We start from the raw sequence: 15,417 nt of genomic DNA on the forward strand, positions 1-15,417 counted from the left end.
GTCCACCGCGCGGCGGTCCGGCGCACCGCGCGAACCGGGCGTTCCGGTTCGCCGCGCGGCGGGCACGGGCACCCGTGCGGGAGAATGACCGCAGGCCACCGCAGGCCACCGCAGGCCACACGAGGAGGAGGAACCGCCGCCATGGGACGGGTCACCGCACGACACCGCGTCGTCCGCATCCGGGACGGCGCCGTCTCGGAACGGCCGGACACGCTGGTGGTCGAGGAGCCGCTGGAGATCCGGCTGAACGGGCGGCGGCTGGCGGTGACCATGCGCACCCCCGGCGACGACTTCGCGCTGGCGGCGGGCTTCCTGGTCAGCGAGGGCGTGGTCGCCGCCGCGGGCGAGGTCGCGCACATCCGCTACTGCGCGGGCGCGACCGAGGACGGCGCGAACACCTACAACGTCGTCGACGTGCGGCTGGCGGACGGCGTCCCGGTGCCGGAGGTCTCGCTGGAACGGAACGTCTACACCACTTCCTCCTGCGGCCTGTGCGGGAAGGCGAGCCTGGAGGCCGTGCGCACCACCGCGCGCTGGCGGCCCGAGCAGGGCTCGGCGGCGCCGCTGCACCTCACGCCCGCGGTCCTCAGCGGCCTGCCGGACACCCTGCGCTCCGCGCAGCGCGTCTTCGACCGCACCGGCGGGCTGCACGCGGCCGCGCTGTTCTCCCCCGCCGGTGAGCTGCTCGACCTACGGGAGGACGTGGGCCGGCACAACGCGGTGGACAAGCTGGTCGGCCGCGCACTGCGCGAAGGGCTCCTGCCGCTGGCGGGAGCAGTGCTGATGGTGTCCGGGCGGGCGTCGTTCGAGCTGGTTCAGAAGGCCGTGATGGCGGGCATCCCGGCGCTGGCCGCCGTGTCCGCACCCTCGTCGCTGGCCGTGGAGCTGGCGGACGAGACGGGCATGACCCTCGTCGGCTTCCTGCGCGGCAGCTCGATGAACGTCTACGCCGGTGCCGGACGGCTGGAGCCGCTGCCGGTTCAGTCGCCGGCCCCGTAGCCCCAGGTCTCGGCGAGGCGCGCCAGCCGCGGCGGCAGGCCGTCGAGGGTGGCGCCGCTGCGCGCGGGCTGGATCCGCCCGGACCGGATGTTGCTGCTCCAGTCGCCGATGTGCGGACGGAACGCGCCGTGGTCGCGGCTTCCGTAGTCGAGCATGCCCGCCTCCCATTCGACGCCGAGGTGCCGGCAGATCTCCCGGGTGACCTTCTCCGGCTCCGCGGTGAGTTCCTCGTAGCGCACGGTCAGGCCGGTGAGGCTCTGCCGGGCCTCCTCCAGCCGTTCCGCGTACGCGAGCACCTCGTCGTGGATCTGCGCCGGGTCCGGGTCCTGACGGCGGTTGACCAGCGAGCTGACGATCGCCGCCGGATGGCGCAGCAGGAACAGGTAGCGCGCCTGCGGCCAGCAGCGGTCCAGCCGGGGCCAGATCAGCGTGTTGGGCGGGGTCTTGTCGACGATCAGGCTCTTGCCGCTGCGCTCCAGCTCCAGATGCAGCACGCGGTCCCACAGCAGGTGCTCCAGCTCCTCCTTGTCCAGTTCCAGTTCGCGCATCGCGCCCGGGGTGAAGTCGCGGCCCATCCGCACGTGCACGGTGCGCAGATGCATCTCGTGCGGGGCGCGGATTCGCGAGTGGCTGTTGAGCAGGACCCGCAGCAGGGTGGAGCCCGAACGCACCGGGGAGAGCAGGAAAACCGGCGACGCGACCAGCCGGCCGGCGTGCGGCGCGACGTACCCTTTCTCCTCTCGGTCGGGGCGGGCGGGGGGCCGGGGCCGCACGGCTGCTCCGCCGGGGGGCCGCAGCGCCTCGGCGAGCAGCCGGCCCCGGCGCCGCAGTCCCTTGCCGACGGTCTGTGTGCGCGGGTCCCGCATGCTGCTGGCGCCTTTCTGGAGTGAACGTCCTGCCGGGGGCGGGACGGGCCCCGCCCTCGGGGCTCGGCGTCCCTCTCCGCGGCCCTCCTGGCCGTGGGACCCCTCGTGCCGCCATCCCACGGCATGCGGGCGAACGGACGGTGTCGGAGAGACGGCTGTACGGCGTCCCGCAGCCGTCCGCCCCGCGAAGGCCCAGCACCGGCTGGTCCCGGGACGGCCCGGCGCGCCCTCCCCGGGCCCGGGTGGCCGGGATGCATCGCTGGCCCGGACCGCGTGGAGGAGGTTCGGTGCAGATGTCGTCGGTGAGCGGCAACGCCCTGGCAGTGCACCGGCCGATGTGACCAGAATTGCCCCACCCCCCTGCTCCGCGGCTCCTCCCGCGGAGCGTCGGGTATCGGATACGGTCGCCACGCCTGTGCTGCCCTGCACTTGGAGGAGCGGAACCCTTGCGCGAGATCACCGTCCCCGCCGTGGTGACGGAGCCGCAGGTCGGCGGACTGGCGGATGCCGTCTTCGACAACGCCGCTGCGGACCCGGACCGGGTCGCCCTGGCCCGCAAGGACGAGGACGGTGTGTGGCGCGACGTGACCGCGGGCGCGTTCCGCGATCAGGTGCTCGCGCTCGCGAAGGGCCTCCTGGCACAGGGGGTGCGGTTCGGCGACCGGGTCGCGATCATGTCGCGCACGCGGTACGAGTGGACGCTCTTCGACTTCGCGCTGTGGACCGTCGGCGCGCAGCCCGTCCCGGTGTACCCGACGTCCTCCGCGGAGCAGGTGTACTGGATGCTGCACGACGCGGGCGTGTCCGCGGCGGTCGTGGAGCACGAGGACCACGCCATGACGATCGGGTCGGTGGTGGACCGGCTGCCGGGCCTGGGCCGGCTGTGGCAGCTGGACGCGGGCGCCGAGGCGGAGCTGACGGCCGCCGGGGCGCATCTGGGCGACGAGGTGGTGCACCGGCACCGGTTGGCGCTCACCCCGGACACCGTGGCGACCGTCATCTACACCTCCGGCACCACGGGACGGCCCAAGGGGTGCGTGCTCACGCACGCCAACTTCATGGCCGAGACGGACAACATCGTCACCCGCTACGAGCCGGTGTTCCGCTCCCGGCCCGGCGACGAGGCGGCGACCCTGCTCTTCCTGCCGCTCGCGCACGTCTTCGGCAGGATGGTGGAGGTGGCGGCGATCCGCGGGCGGGTGCGGCTCGGCCACCAGCCGAACCTGAACGCGGCCGCGCTGCTGCCCGACCTGGAGGCGTTCCGCCCGACGTTCATCCTCGCCGTCCCCTACATCTTCGAGCGGGTCTTCGGGGCGGCCCGGCGGAAGGCGGAGCTGGAGGGCAGGGCCACGGCGTTCGACAAGGCCGTCGACGTGGCCGTCCGGTACGCGGAGGCGGCCGAGCAGCGCGCGTTCGGCAAAGGGCCGGGGCCCGGCGCCGGGCTGCGGGTGCAGCACCAGTTCTTCGACAAGGTCGTGTACGGCAAGCTGCGGGCCGCGCTGGGCGGCAGGTGCGTGCACGCGATGTCGGGCGGCAGCGCGATGGAGAGGCGGCTGGGGCTGTTCTTCGACGGAGCGGGGGTGCGCATCTTCGAGGGGTACGGCCTGACCGAGACCACGGCCGCGGCGACGGCGAACCCGCCCGAGCAGACCCGGTTCGGGACGGTGGGCAGGCCCGTTCCCGGCACCACCGTGCGCATCGCGGACGACGGCGAGGTGTGGCTGCGCGGCGGCCAGGTCTTCGGCGGCTACCTGAACAACCCGCAGGCCACCGCGGCGACGCTGCACGACGGCTGGCTGGCCAGCGGCGACCTCGGGCACCTGGACGAGGACGGGTACCTGACGATCACCGGCCGGAAGAAGGAGGTGCTGGTGACCTCCGGCGGCAAGACCGTCTCACCGGTCGCGCTGGAGGACCGGGTACGCGCGCACCCGTTGGTCGGGCAGTGCATCGTGGTGGGCAACGACCGGCCGTACGTGTCGGCGCTGGTCACCCTGGACGCGGAGGCCGTGGAGCACTGGCTCGCCATGCGGCACAAGCCGCGGATGGGCCCGGCGGAGCTGGTGCGCGACCCCGATCTGGAGACGGAGATCCGGCGGGCCGTGGTGGCGGCCAACACGCAGGTGTCCAAGCCCGAGTCGATCCGCACCTTCCGCATCCTGGCGGCGCAGTTCACCGAGGAGGAGGGCATGCTGACGCCGTCCCTGAAACTGAGGCGGAACGCGATCGAGAAGGCGTACGCGGTCGAGATCGAGGCCCTGTACCAGGGGTGACCTCACACCCGGTGCGGGCGGAGGGCCGGCGGGTGACGGGTGCGGGACGCGGGAATGTGCGGCGGCCGGTGATCGTTGGCCTCAGGAGAACGCACAGCCGACTCGTTAGGACGCAACCGGTGACCACCCCCACCGTTCCCACCCTCACTCTGAACAACGGCGTCGAGATGCCCCAGCTCGGCTTCGGCGTGTGGCAGGTGCCCGACGACGAGGCGGCCGACGCGGTCGGCGCCGCGCTCGAGGCCGGGTACCGCAGCATCGACACCGCCGCGATCTACGAGAACGAGAAGGGCACCGGGCGCGCGCTGGCCGCCTCCGGCATTCCGCGTGAGGACCTGTTCGTCACGACCAAGCTGTGGAACAGCGAGCAGGGCTACGACGCGACGCTCCGCGCCTTCGACGCCTCACTGGCCCGCCTCGGCCTGGAGCACGTCGACCTGTACCTCATCCACTGGCCGGTGCCCGAGCAGGATCGGTACGTCGACACCTGGAAGGCCTTCGAGCGCATCCTGGCCGACGGCCGCGCCCGCGCCGTCGGCGTGTCGAATTTCAACCCGGCCCACCTCCAGCGGGTGATCGACGAGACCGCCACCGTGCCGGCGCTCAACCAGATCGAGCTGCACCCGCGGCTCCAGCAGCCCGTTCCCCGCGCCTTCCACGCCGACCACGGCATCGCCACCGAGGCCTGGTCGCCGCTGGGCCAGGGGAAGGACCTGCTGCAGGACCCGGTGCTCGGCGGGATCGCGCGGAAGCACGGTGTCACGGTCGCGCAGGTCGTGCTGCGCTGGCACCTCCAGACGGGCAACGTGGTGATCCCGAAGTCGGTCACCCCCTCCCGCATCCGGGAGAACATCGACGTGTTCGGGTTCGAGCTGGACGCGGAGGACCGGGAGCGGATCGCCGCCCTGGATGCGGGAGCCCGCCTGGGGCCGGACCCGGACACCATGAACTGGCTGGGCTGACTCCTCCCCCACCGGCCCGCCCGGCCCGGACCCCACGACGCCACGGCCGCCGCTGCGCTCGGCGGCCGTGGCGTCGTGCTGCCGCGACCAATCCACGCAGGCGGCGGCGACGAATCAAGCACGTCACGCGCAGGACTCGGCGCCCTCCGGGCCGCCGGCAACACGGAGGAACACATGGCAGCTGCCGCTCCGCCCCGACCGCCGCGACCGGCCCGGCCGGAAAGCGGGACTTCATGAGGCACGACGCGCGGCTCACCGACGCCCCCCGGGAGCCGGGTCCCGACCTTCCCGAGCTGCTGGGACAGGTGGCGCGGGGCGACCAGAAGGCGTTCGCCACCGTCTACGAGGCCGTGGCCGGGCCCGTCATGGGCCTGGTCCGCAGCATTCTGCGGGACCCGGCGCAGTCCGAGGAGGTCGCGCAGGAGGTGCTGGTGGAGGTCTGGCGGTGCGCCGCGCGCTACCAGCCCGAACGCGGCAGCGCCATGTCCTGGGTGATGACGCTGGCACACCGCCGGGCCGTGGACCGCGTACGGTCGGCGCAGGCGGCGAGCAACCGGGAGCATCGTGCGGCCCTGCTGGACCGTACGCCCGCGTTCGACGAGGTCACCGAGCAGGTGGAGGCGCGACTGGAACGCGAGCAGGTGCGCCGCTGCATGCGGACCCTGACCGAGGTCCAGCACGAGTCGGTGACGCTGGCCTACTACCGCGGCCATACCTACCGTGAGGTGGCGGAGCTGCTGGCGCTGCCGCTGGGAACGGTGAAGACACGCCTGCGGGACGGACTGATCCGCCTGCGCGACTGCCTGGGGGTGAGCGTATGACCACGGCCGATCTGCACACGCTGACCGGCGCCTACAGCGTTCATGCGCTGCCGGACGCCGAGCGCGAGGAGTTCCAGCGGCACCTCGGGGCGTGCGAGTCCTGCACGCAGGAGGTGCGCGAGCTGAGCGCGACGGCCGCCAAGCTGGGCCTCGCCTCCGCGCTCACACCGCCTCCGGCGCTGCGCGAGCGGGTGCTCGCCGAGATCGCCAACGTGCGCCAGGAACCGCCGCAGGTCCCCCGGTCGCACCGGCGGTCCGGCGGCGGGAGTTCCGGCCGGGTGCGGCGGCTGCCGCGGTTCGCCCTCGCGGCGTCGATCGCCGCGGCGGCGGCGCTCGGCGGTGTCTCCGTCTGGCAGTACCAGCTCGCACAGGACGCGCAGGAACGAGCCGCGCAGGCCGAACAGCGCGGCGAGACCATCGCCCGGGTACTGGCGGCCGAGGATGCCCGGGTCGCGGTCGGAGAGCTGCCCGACGGCGCCAGCGGCTCGGTCGTGGTCTCGCGCAGCGAGGACAGGGCCGCGTTCTTCGCCTCCGGGATGCCGGAGGCACCCCAGGGCAAGGTCTACCAGCTCTGGTTCAGCGACCACGGCACGATGCGGCCGGCCGGCCTCATGGAGTCCGGTGAACGGACCGGGGCCGTGCTGATGGAGGGCCCGGTCGGGGACGCGACCGGGATGGGCATCACGGTGGAGCCCGCGGGGGGCTCCGAGCAGCCCACGTCGGAACCGGTGGCGCTGATGGAGCTGCCGGCCTGACGGCCCTCCCGGGCGGGGCGGGGCGGACGACCTCTACGGGGGAGCCGTCCGCCCCGCCTCCGTCGCTGCCGGGAGCCCGCAGGGCCACGGGAGCGACGGAGCCCGCAGCAGGCCGGGGCACGAGAAGGAGCTACCCCTCGGACCGGCGCGGGGGGCGGGGGAAGAAGCCGCTGACGCGACGGGCGTACTCCGCGTAGCCGGGGCGTTCGGCCATGTGGCGTTCCGGCAGGCGCTTGCCGCTCCCCCGGATCAGCAGGTAGCTCATCACCAGCGGGGCGATCGCTCACAGCGCGGCGACGCCCGGGTCGCCCGCGGCGACCAGGAAGATCCCCCACCACACGCAGAAGTCCCCGAAACAGTTGGGATGCCGGGTCCAGGACCACAGGCCGCGGTCTATCAGACGGCCCTTGTTCGCGGGGTCGGACTTGAAGCGGTGCAGTTGGGCGTCCCCTACCGCCTCGAAGAACATGCCGATCGCCCACAGGGCGACGGCGGCGAGCCATCCGGGACCGGCACCCCACGTACTGGCCGGCCTGGACGGGCAGCGTGACCAGCCACACCAGGGCGGCCTGGAGCAGGTACACCATGCGCAGCGCGTACAGCGCGGGGTTGCCGGGCGCCTTGGCGAGCATCTTCGCGTAGCGGGGGTCCTCGCCGTGGCCGGCGCCCCGGCGCCCGATGTGCACGGCCAGCCGCAGCCCCCACACCACGGTCAGCGCGGTCAGCAGCAGTTGCCGTCCCGTGTCGCCGTGGCCGCCGGCGCCGCCGCCGCGAAGGAGGCGACGGCGACCGCGGCGGATTCCACTCTTTCGGATGAGGGACCAATCCGCGGGGCGGCCCCGCGCCGAATGGCGGACGTGAGCGAAGATCGAGACACCCCGCGGACCATGCGTCCGGCGCTGGGCGCGCTGAGCGGCCTGCTGGCCGGATGCGCGGCCCTGGCCGTGGCGCAGTTCACCGCCGTCTTCGTACGCCCGGAGGCGGCACCGCTGAACGCGGTGGGCGACGCGGTGATCGAGCAGTCGCCGCCAGCGGTGACCCAGTTCGGCCTGGACACGTTCGGCTCGAACAACAAGCTGGTGCTGGAGATCGGCACGCTCACGCTGACCGGGCTGTTCGCGCTCGGACTCGGCCTGCTGGCGCTTCGGCACCGGCGGCTCGCCTCCGTGGGAGTACTGCTCTTCGGCGTCGTCGGGGTCGCGGCGGCGCTCAGCAGGACGGACGCCGCCGCGCTCGACGCGCTGCCGTCGGTGCTGGGCGGACTCGCCGGGGCAGGGGTGCTGTACCTGCTCAGCGGCCGTCTCGGCGCCGACACCACCGATGGGACCGACGCGACCGAGGCTGCTGCGGGCGGCCGTACCGTGGCCTCCGTGCCGGGCACGACGCCCGAGGGAGCCGAGGAGGAGGCGGAGCAGCCGGCGGTGATGCGCCCCTCGGGCGCGGGCCGGTGGGATTTCGACCGGCGGGGCTTCGTGATCGCCGCGACGACCGCTGCGGTGGCCTCCGCGGGCGCGGGCGCAGCGGGGCTCGAGCTGGGCGGCAGCTCCTCGGCCGCCGCGTCCCGGCGCCGGGTGCGCCTGCCGCGCCCGGACGACGCCGCGCGGCCGATCCCCGCCGGCGCCGGCCTGAAGGTGCCGGGGGTGAGCCGGTTCACCACGCCGAACGGCGACTTCTACCGCGTCGACACCGCACTGGTGGTGCCGAAGGTCGACGCCACGACGTGGCGTCTGCGACTGCACGGCCGCGGAGTACGCGAGCCGGTCACGTACCGCTTCCGGGACCTGCTCGAGCGGCGCCTGATCGAGCGGGACATCACCATGACCTGCGTCTCCAACCCGGTGGGCGGCAACTACGTGGGTACCGCGCGGTGGATCGGCGTCCCCTTGGCGGCGCTGCTGCGGGAGGCCGGCGTGCGGCCGCCGTCCGAGGGTGGCCGGGCCGACCAGATCGTCGCCCGCTCGGTCGACGGCATGACCATCGGCACCCCGGTGGAGACCGTGATGGACGGGCGTGACGCGATGCTGGCGGTCGGCATGAACGGACAGCCGCTGCCCTTCGACAACGGTTTCCCGGTGCGGATGCTGGTGCCCGGCCTGTACGGCTACGTCTCCGCCTGCAAATGGATCGAGGACATCGAACTCACGACGTTCGACGCCTACGACGCCTACTGGGTGCGCAGGAACTGGGCGGCGAAGGCGCCGATCAAGACCCAGTCGCGCATCGACACCCCCAAGCCGTTCGCCTCGCCGGAGGCGGGCACCGTGCCGGTGGCCGGTGTCGCCTGGGCCCAGCACCGCGGCATCAGCCGGGTGGAGGTCCGCGTCGACGGAGGCCCGTGGCGGGAGGCGCGGCTGGCCGAGCAGGCCGGCGTCGACACCTGGCGCCAGTGGGTGTGGGAGTGGCCCGCCACAACCGGGTCGCACACGCTCGAGGTCCGCGCCACGGACGGCGACGGCGAGGTACAGGCCGGTGAGCGCGCCGGGACCGTACCCGACGGCGCGACCGGATGGCACTCGGTGGTGGTCGACGTGAGCTGACCGGGGCCGGACCGGCCACCGGCCGCCCAGCCTCGACACCGCGCACCGGAACCTCGTGCGCCCACCGAGTACCTATTTCTCCATACATGTGCCAGTTGTCACCCTCGAAGAAGGAGCATCCCTCATGAACGCCACCCGTGTACGCCGTGCCGCCGTCGCCACCGTCGCCGCCGCCGTCCTGCCCCTGAGCATCACCGCCTGCGGCAGCGACGGCGGGGACAGCGGCTCCGGCTCCGGGTCGTCCTCCTCCGAGGAGAAGAAGCGGGACCAGGGCCAGAAGAACGAGGAGACCGGCGGCGCGACCCAGGCCGACGGCCCGTTCGGCCCGGCCTGCCAGTCGGTGCCGAAGGACGGCGCCGGGTCCTTCGACGGCATGGCTAAGGACTCGGTCGCCACCGCGGCGTCGAACAACCCGGCGCTGTCGACGCTGGTCACGGCCGTGAAGAAGGCCGGGCTGGTCGACACGCTCAACAACGCCGAGAACATCACGGTGTTCGCGCCTGCCAACGCCGCGTTCGAGGCCGTCCCGGAGGAGGACCTCAACTCGCTGCTCAACGACAAGGAGGCCCTCACCAAGGTCCTCACCTACCACGTGGTCGGCGAGAAGCTGACCCCGGCGGACCTGGAGGACGGCAGCTACGACACCCTGGCCAAGGAGAAGCTCACCGTCTCCGGCTCGGGTGAGGACTTCACCGTCAACGACGGCGCCGGCGTCGTCTGCGGCAACGTGCAGACCGCCAACGCGACCGTCTACATCATCGACGGCGTGCTGATGCCGAAGATGTGACGCCCGCGGCGGGCCGGCCCGCCGGTGTCAGCGCGCGCCGTGGCCCGCCGCGATGTCCGTGATCCGGCGGGCCAGTGCCGTGTCGAGCTCCGTGATCCGCCCGCCGGCGCTGTGCGTGTTCACCGCGATGCCCAGACGGTTGTAGCCGAGGGTCAGTTCGGCGTGATGGTTCAGTTCGTCCTGGATCATCGCGACGTGCAGGGCCATGGCGGCGGCGGGCAGGTGCGTGTCGAACGCGTAGGTGCGGGCGAGGGTGTCGCCGTCGGCCTGCCAGCCGGGAAGCCCGGACAGCGCCTCGTCGATCTGCTGCCGGGACAGGGCCTCGGGTGCCATGGCGGGCGTTCCCTTCGTCGGTGGCGCGGGCTGTGACGGCGGTCCGCACGGAGCCGCCGATTCCAGCGTGCCACGCCTTGCCGTGCGAACGCCGCAACCTCCGGCACGTCGCGCGGGGCCGGGCGGCAGCGACTTCGCCCGGCTGGCGCGCACAGTCTCCGCGGCCGGACTGCTGGAACGCCGACCCGGCCACTACGCCCTGCGGTTCGTCCTGGTCGGTGCCGCCTTGGTGGGCGGATGGACCGCCTTCGCCGCGCTCGGCGCGTCCTGGTGGCAGCTGGCCGTCGCCGCGTTCCTCGGCCTGGTCTTCGGCCAACTGGCGCTGGCCGCACACGACCTGGCGCACCGGCAGGTGTTCACCGGCCGGAGGGGAGCGAGACCGCCGGGCGGCTGGTCGGAAACCTCGGCATCGGCATGTCGTACGGCTGGTGGATGACCAAGCACACCCGGCACCACGCCAATCCCAACCACGAGGAACTCGACCCCGACGTGGCGCCGGACATCCTGGTGTGGTCCCGCGACCAGGCGCGGGCGGCCCGGGGGCTGCCCCGCTTCGTCGGACGGCACCAAGCGGCGCTGTTCTTCCCCCTGCTGACACTGGAGGGCTTCAACCTGCACGTATCGAGCGTGCGGGCGCTGCGCCGGCCGGAGACCAAACGGCCGGTACTGGAGGGCGCGCTGCTTCTCAGTCATCTCGGGGGTTACCTCGCGGCGCTGTTCCTGATGCTGCCGCCCGGCACGGCGCTGGCGTTCACTTCGTGCACCAGGCGACCTTCGGCGTGTACCTGGGCTGCATCTTCGCCCCAACCACAAGGGCATGCCCACGCTGCGCGGCTCCGAACGCCCCAATTTCCTGCGGCGGCAGGTGCTCACCTCCCGCAACGTGCGCGGCGGGCGGCTCACGGACGTCGCGCTGGGCGGGCTCAACCACCAGATCGAACACCATCTCTTCCCCAGCATGCCCGCTCCGAACCTGCGCCGTGCCCGGACGCTGGTCCGGGAGCACTGCGCGGAGCTGGGCATTCCGTACCACGAGACCGGGCTGGTGCAGTCCTGGCGGGAGGCGCTGCGGCACCTGCGGGACGCGGGCGTGCCGCTGCGCACGGGGAACGGCTCGGCACGGACCGACGGGTAGGTGCGGGGCCGACGGGTAGGTGCGGATCGGCGCGGCGGACGTGCGGGGCGGCGGGCTCAGGAGGTGGTGTCGCCCACCGGCTCCCCCGCCCCGGCCTCCCGGGCGGGGTCGGGGCAGGGTTCTCGGTCCGGCCGGCCGGGACGGGAACGGCCCGGCCCGCCCGCGCCGCGCACGCGCCTGCCGTCGCCGTCCGCCGCCGCGTCACCGGCGGCCCGCACGGCGGTCGCGCCGGTTCCCGCCGGAACGGTGGACCAGCGCTCGCCCAGCGTCCGGGTCTCCCGGAGCCAGCGGCGCAGCACCAGGTGCACCTGCTCGGCGCCGACCAGTTCGTCCTCGTCCGAGGTGACCGGCGCCGTCAGGGCGAGCGGGGAGAGCAGGAACGCCCGGCTCTGCTCGCCGCCGAGTCCGCCGTGCGAACCGATCTGCTCCTCGAAGGCGTGCACATGCCCGGTGTCGGGTGCGACGCAGGAGTTGACCATGATGTCGGCGGTGTGCGGGAAGCGCGAAGAGCGCAGCACCACGTCCGCCGCGTACGGGCCGAACGGTGCCAGCGGGTCGCGCTCGCCGACCACCTCGCCCTTGTCCAGCCGGTGTTCGCAGGCGCCGGGGCCGATCACCACCGGGCCGTGCTCCTCGCTGTGGACCAGCAGGAAGCCGATGCCCGGGTGGTCGGCGAGCGCGCGCAGCAGCGCCGGGTGGCGTGCTTCGATGGCCTCCCGGCTCATCCGGCCGGGAACGTCGGGGAAGGAGACCAGGCCGAGGTTGCCCGAGGCCAGCACGACCGGCTCGGCGGACTTGCGCGGCAGCTCCCCGCCGCCCGGTGTGTGCCCGTCCTCGGGGCGGTGCAGCGCCGCACGGGCCGCGGCGCGCGCCTCGGCGCCGCTGTGTGTGGCACGGGCGCTGCGGGACACCGGCACGCCGCAGCCCGCCCGCACCAGGTCCTCCAGCGTCAGCCCGTAGGCGCTGCGAAACGGCTCTCCGCCGCTCTGCCCGTGGTCGGAGAGCAGCACCAGCCGGTACGGGCGCGGCGCGTGGTCGGCGGCCTTGGCCATCAGCGCGATCGCCCGGTCCAGGGCGCGGAGCACCTGCCGGGTGTCCCCGCCGCGCGGTCCGCTGTGGTGCGCCACCTCGTCGTATCCGACCAGGTCCGCGTAGACGGCGGCCCGCCCGTTGAGCACGTCGCCGATGACGGCGGCGACGACGACGTCGCGCTCGACGACGGTGGCGAAGGCGCGGATGAACGGATAGAGGCCGCCGCGCCCCACCCGGGGCCGGTCGCCGCGCATCCGGGCCCGTACGGACTGGCCGACCTCCCGGAACAGCTCCGCGAAGAACGAGACGGCGGTGCGGGTGGCGTTGGCCGGGTCGGAGAAGTACGCGAAGTACCCGGCGCGGGAGCGGGTGTCCCGGCCCCGCCGGGCGGCGACCGACAGCACCAGGGCGAGTTGGCGCGCCCCGCCGCTGAACAGGTTGCCGCGGCTGGCGCCGTCGGAGGCGAGCAGGCCGTGGTCGCCCGTGCGTTCCACCGCGCGGCGCTGGAGTTCCGCGGCGCCGGTCGGCCGGTTGGTGACCATCACCTCGCCGGTCTCCTTCTCGTACCAGCGGAAAGCGGGGACGTCGTCGTTGCTGCCGTGCAGGATGCCGAGCTGGCTGGCACCGGTCTGGCTGGACCAGTCGGTCTGCCAGGGGGTGAGCCGGTGCGTGGTGCGGGCCATGGCGGCGATCGTGGGCATCACCGGCTCCGGGCCGGACAGCGCCTCACGCAGCACGTCGTGGCCCAGCCCGTCCAGCTGCACGAACACGATTCCCGGGGTGCCGGGCGGCCGGGCGCCCGCACGCCGCCGCCGTCGGTCGGCGAGCCGCGCCAGCCGGCGGCGGTAGGCGCCGTCGTCCCGGACGGCGAGGAAACCACTGGTCGCGGACGAGGCCGCGGACATGGCCGCCGCGACGACAACCGCGGTCTCCGGATCCGCGTCTCCCCGCTCGGGAATGAGCACCAGCGCGAGCCACAGGAGCGAACCGTTGAGGAAGAAGACCAGGATTCCCAGCACGAGGGCCGGCACCAGCAGCAGCGCCCGCACCAGCAACGGCCAGACCAGGGCGCTCAGCAGGCCGAACACCCCCGCCCCCAGCGCAGCGGTGACCGCGGTACGGGTGGCGCTGTCGCCGCCGGGCTGCTGGATGCGGAAGTCGGGGAGACCTCCCGCGAGGATCAGCATCGTGACGGTGCTGACCGCCCACACCGCGAGGACCCGCAGTGCCGCGGCGCCCAGCCCGCGCCACGGGGGCAACACAACCCGCACGCCGTCCCCTCCTCACTTCGCCGCCGCGCACCGCCCCCTGCGCGTGCACGACATTCTCCACTTTTTCACAGTGCGCTCCCGACCGGGCAGGGATGCCGTCGCCGGACATACGCTCGGAGGGGTGCGGGGTCGCCGCACCGGGTACCCACGACTCAGCCGAGTCAGCCCAGTGGGAGGAGCGCCAGTGCCGGTCGACGTGACGTGGTGGGGCCATGCCACGGCGACGGTGCGGGACTCCGGTGTCTCGGTGCTCACCGACCCGGTGCTCGTGCAGCGGCTCGCACATCTGCGGCGGCGCCGCGGAGCGCTGCCGCCGCCCTCGGTGACGACGGTGGACGTGGTGCTGGTGTCCCATCTGCACGCCGACCATCTGCACCTGGGCTCGCTGTCCCGGCTCCCGGCCGGGACGCGGGTCGTGGTGCCGCGCGGCGCGCCCGACGCGGTGGCCGGCCTGCGCAGGCTCGGCTCCTCCTGGCTCGATCTGGTCGAGGTCGAGGCCGGGGACGAGGTGCCCGCCGGACCGGTGCGGGTCCGCGCCGTCCCGGCGGCCCACGACGGCCGCCGCCTGCCCTACGGGCCGCAGCAGATCCGTGCCCTGGGCTACGTGGTGGAGGGCGAGGTCCGCACCTACTTCGCGGGCGACACCGGCCTCTTCGCCGGCATGGCCGACGCGGTCGGGCCGGTGGACGTGGCGCTGCTGCCGGTCGGAGGCTGGGGCCCGTTCCTGGGCGACGGCCACCTCGACGCGCGGCGCGCGGCGCAGGCCCTGAACCGGCTGTCCCCGGCCAGTGCGGTGCCGGTGCACTACGGCACGTACTGGCCGATCGGCATGGACGCCGTGCGGCCACACGAGTTCCACGCGCCGGGCGACGAGTTCGCCCGGCTGGCCGGGCGGCTCGCGCCCGGCGTCGCCGTGCACCGCCTGCGGCACGGGGAGACGGCTCAGCTGGAGGCGCACCGATGACGGCGGATGCGGTCTCCGGGCTCGGACAGCTCGCCTCTGCGGCGAGCACGCTGCCGGTGGACACCCAGCAGGTCATCGCCTACCCGACGCTCTTCGTGCTGATCGCCTTCGGCGCGCTGGTCCCCGTGGTGCCGACCGGCGCGCTGGTGAGCAGCGTGGCCGTGGTCGCCTTCCACCAGGCCATGCCGGTGGTGCCGCTGTTCTTCGTCTTCGCCGTGGCCTCGCTCGCCGCCTTCGCCGGGGACGTCGCGCTGTACTGGCTCGGCAGCCGTGGTCTGCGTTCCAAGGGCGGCTCGGTGTGGCTGGAACGGTTGCGGCAGAAGGCGCCGCCGGACCGGCTGGAACAGGCACGGCGGGGTCTGGAACGCCACGGCGTGGCCGTGCTGGTCGTCTCCCGGCTCGTCCCTGCGGGGCGGATACCGGTGATGCTGGCGTGCCTGCTGGCGCACTTGCGGCTGCGGACGTTCGTGCGCGGAAACCTCCCGGCGTGCCTGGCCTGGGCGGCGACGTACCAGCTGGTGGGGGTGGTGGGCGGGTCGTTGTTCCCGGAGCCGTGGGAGGGCGTGGCGGCGGCCGTGGGACTGGCGCTGCTGGTCAGCTTCGTGCCCTCGGTGTGGCGCCGCTTCCGCGGGCCCCGCGTGCGCGACGCGTAAGGCTTCGCCGCGGCGGCGTGCCCGGGGCC

12 protein-coding genes and 2 pseudogenes are annotated in these 15,417 nt (G+C 73.8%); 10 read left to right on the forward strand and 4 right to left on the reverse strand.

The window, feature by feature from the left end; genetic code table 11:
- Positions 1-141: 141 nt before the first annotated feature.
- Complete coding sequence (fdhD, locus tag E4198_RS02305; RefSeq protein ID WP_136181646.1) at positions 142-999, forward strand: formate dehydrogenase accessory sulfurtransferase FdhD; 858 nt, start codon at positions 142-144, stop codon at positions 997-999.
- On the opposite strand, the gene E4198_RS02310 is transcribed toward fdhD, so the two are convergent.
- Positions 981-1,865, reverse strand: coding sequence for a sulfotransferase (locus E4198_RS02310; RefSeq protein ID WP_136181647.1), 885 nt, complete (start codon positions 1,863-1,865; stop codon positions 981-983). The genes fdhD and E4198_RS02310 overlap by 19 nt on opposite strands.
- Positions 1,866-2,311: 446 nt before the next feature.
- On the opposite strand from E4198_RS02310, the gene E4198_RS02315 reads away from it, so the two are divergent.
- From E4198_RS02315 to E4198_RS02330, 4 genes are all read left to right on the forward strand, one after another.
- Positions 2,312-4,138, forward strand: a complete 1,827-nt coding sequence (locus E4198_RS02315; RefSeq protein ID WP_136181648.1) for an AMP-dependent synthetase/ligase — start codon at positions 2,312-2,314, stop codon at positions 4,136-4,138.
- Between the two features lie 167 nt (positions 4,139-4,305).
- Positions 4,306-5,100 carry an aldo/keto reductase gene (locus E4198_RS02320; protein ID WP_136185142.1) on the forward strand — a complete coding sequence of 265 codons (795 nt, stop codon included), beginning with the start codon at positions 4,306-4,308 and terminating at the stop codon, positions 5,098-5,100.
- 233 nt (positions 5,101-5,333) lie between these two features.
- Positions 5,334-5,921 carry a sigma-70 family RNA polymerase sigma factor gene (locus E4198_RS02325; protein ID WP_136181649.1) on the forward strand — a complete coding sequence of 196 codons (588 nt, stop codon included), beginning with the start codon at positions 5,334-5,336 and terminating at the stop codon, positions 5,919-5,921.
- The gene (locus E4198_RS02330) at positions 5,918-6,676 is read left to right on the forward strand and encodes an anti-sigma factor (protein ID WP_136181650.1); all 759 of its coding nucleotides are present in this window, start codon (positions 5,918-5,920) and stop codon (positions 6,674-6,676) included. Before E4198_RS02325 ends, E4198_RS02330 begins: the two co-directional genes overlap by 4 nt.
- Positions 6,677-6,806: 130 nt before the next feature.
- Here E4198_RS02330 and E4198_RS02335 read toward each other — a convergent pair.
- Positions 6,807-7,472, reverse strand: a pseudogene (locus E4198_RS02335) (DUF1295 domain-containing protein); the annotation flags it as partial.
- 91 nt (positions 7,473-7,563) lie between these two features.
- On the opposite strand from E4198_RS02335, the gene E4198_RS02340 reads away from it, so the two are divergent.
- Positions 7,564-9,213: a molybdopterin-dependent oxidoreductase gene (locus E4198_RS02340; RefSeq protein WP_136185143.1), complete on the forward strand. Its 1,650-nt coding sequence runs from the start codon at positions 7,564-7,566 to the stop codon at positions 9,211-9,213.
- 124 nt (positions 9,214-9,337) lie between these two features.
- Complete coding sequence (locus E4198_RS02345; protein ID WP_136181651.1) at positions 9,338-10,000, forward strand: fasciclin domain-containing protein; 663 nt, start codon at positions 9,338-9,340, stop codon at positions 9,998-10,000.
- Between the two features lie 27 nt (positions 10,001-10,027).
- On the opposite strand, the gene E4198_RS02350 is transcribed toward E4198_RS02345, so the two are convergent.
- Positions 10,028-10,333: a 4a-hydroxytetrahydrobiopterin dehydratase gene (locus tag E4198_RS02350; protein WP_136181652.1), complete on the reverse strand. Its 306-nt coding sequence runs from the start codon at positions 10,331-10,333 to the stop codon at positions 10,028-10,030.
- A 67-nt stretch (positions 10,334-10,400) separates the two neighbouring features.
- Between E4198_RS02350 and E4198_RS02355 the strand changes: the two are divergent.
- Positions 10,401-11,468 (forward strand): annotated as a pseudogene (locus E4198_RS02355) (acyl-CoA desaturase).
- Positions 11,469-11,524: 56 nt separating this feature from the next.
- On the opposite strand, the gene E4198_RS02360 reads toward E4198_RS02355, so the two are convergent.
- A complete protein-coding gene (locus E4198_RS02360) occupies positions 11,525-13,771 on the reverse strand; it encodes a phage holin family protein (protein WP_136181653.1) in 2,247 nt (748 codons plus the stop codon).
- 184 nt (positions 13,772-13,955) lie between these two features.
- On the opposite strand from E4198_RS02360, the gene E4198_RS02365 reads away from it, so the two are divergent.
- Entirely contained in the window at positions 13,956-14,735 is a 780-nt protein-coding gene (locus E4198_RS02365; RefSeq protein WP_136181654.1) for an MBL fold metallo-hydrolase, read from the forward strand.
- Complete coding sequence (locus E4198_RS02370; RefSeq protein ID WP_136181655.1) at positions 14,732-15,388, forward strand: VTT domain-containing protein; 657 nt, start codon at positions 14,732-14,734, stop codon at positions 15,386-15,388. Before E4198_RS02365 ends, E4198_RS02370 begins: the two co-directional genes overlap by 4 nt.
- Positions 15,389-15,417: the final 29 nt, after the last annotated feature.

Origin of the sequence: Streptomyces sp. RKND-216, assembly GCF_004795255.1 — a bacterium.
GTDB lineage: Bacteria > Actinomycetota > Actinomycetes > Streptomycetales > Streptomycetaceae > Streptomyces > Streptomyces hazeniae.

Coding starts and splice junctions, on each gene's coding strand:
- fdhD (WP_136181646.1), top strand. CDS start 142: ATGGGACGGGTCACCGCACGACACCGCGTCGTCCGCATCCGGGACGGC.
- E4198_RS02310 (WP_136181647.1), bottom strand. CDS start 1,865: ATGCGGGACCCGCGCACACAGACCGTCGGCAAGGGACTGCGGCGCCGG.
- E4198_RS02320 (WP_136185142.1), top strand. CDS start 4,306: ATGCCCCAGCTCGGCTTCGGCGTGTGGCAGGTGCCCGACGACGAGGCG.
- E4198_RS02325 (WP_136181649.1), top strand. CDS start 5,334: ATGAGGCACGACGCGCGGCTCACCGACGCCCCCCGGGAGCCGGGTCCC.
- E4198_RS02330 (WP_136181650.1), top strand. CDS start 5,918: ATGACCACGGCCGATCTGCACACGCTGACCGGCGCCTACAGCGTTCAT.
- E4198_RS02340 (WP_136185143.1), top strand. CDS start 7,564: ATGCGTCCGGCGCTGGGCGCGCTGAGCGGCCTGCTGGCCGGATGCGCG.
- E4198_RS02345 (WP_136181651.1), top strand. CDS start 9,338: ATGAACGCCACCCGTGTACGCCGTGCCGCCGTCGCCACCGTCGCCGCC.
- E4198_RS02350 (WP_136181652.1), bottom strand. CDS start 10,333: ATGGCACCCGAGGCCCTGTCCCGGCAGCAGATCGACGAGGCGCTGTCC.
- E4198_RS02370 (WP_136181655.1), top strand. CDS start 14,732: ATGACGGCGGATGCGGTCTCCGGGCTCGGACAGCTCGCCTCTGCGGCG.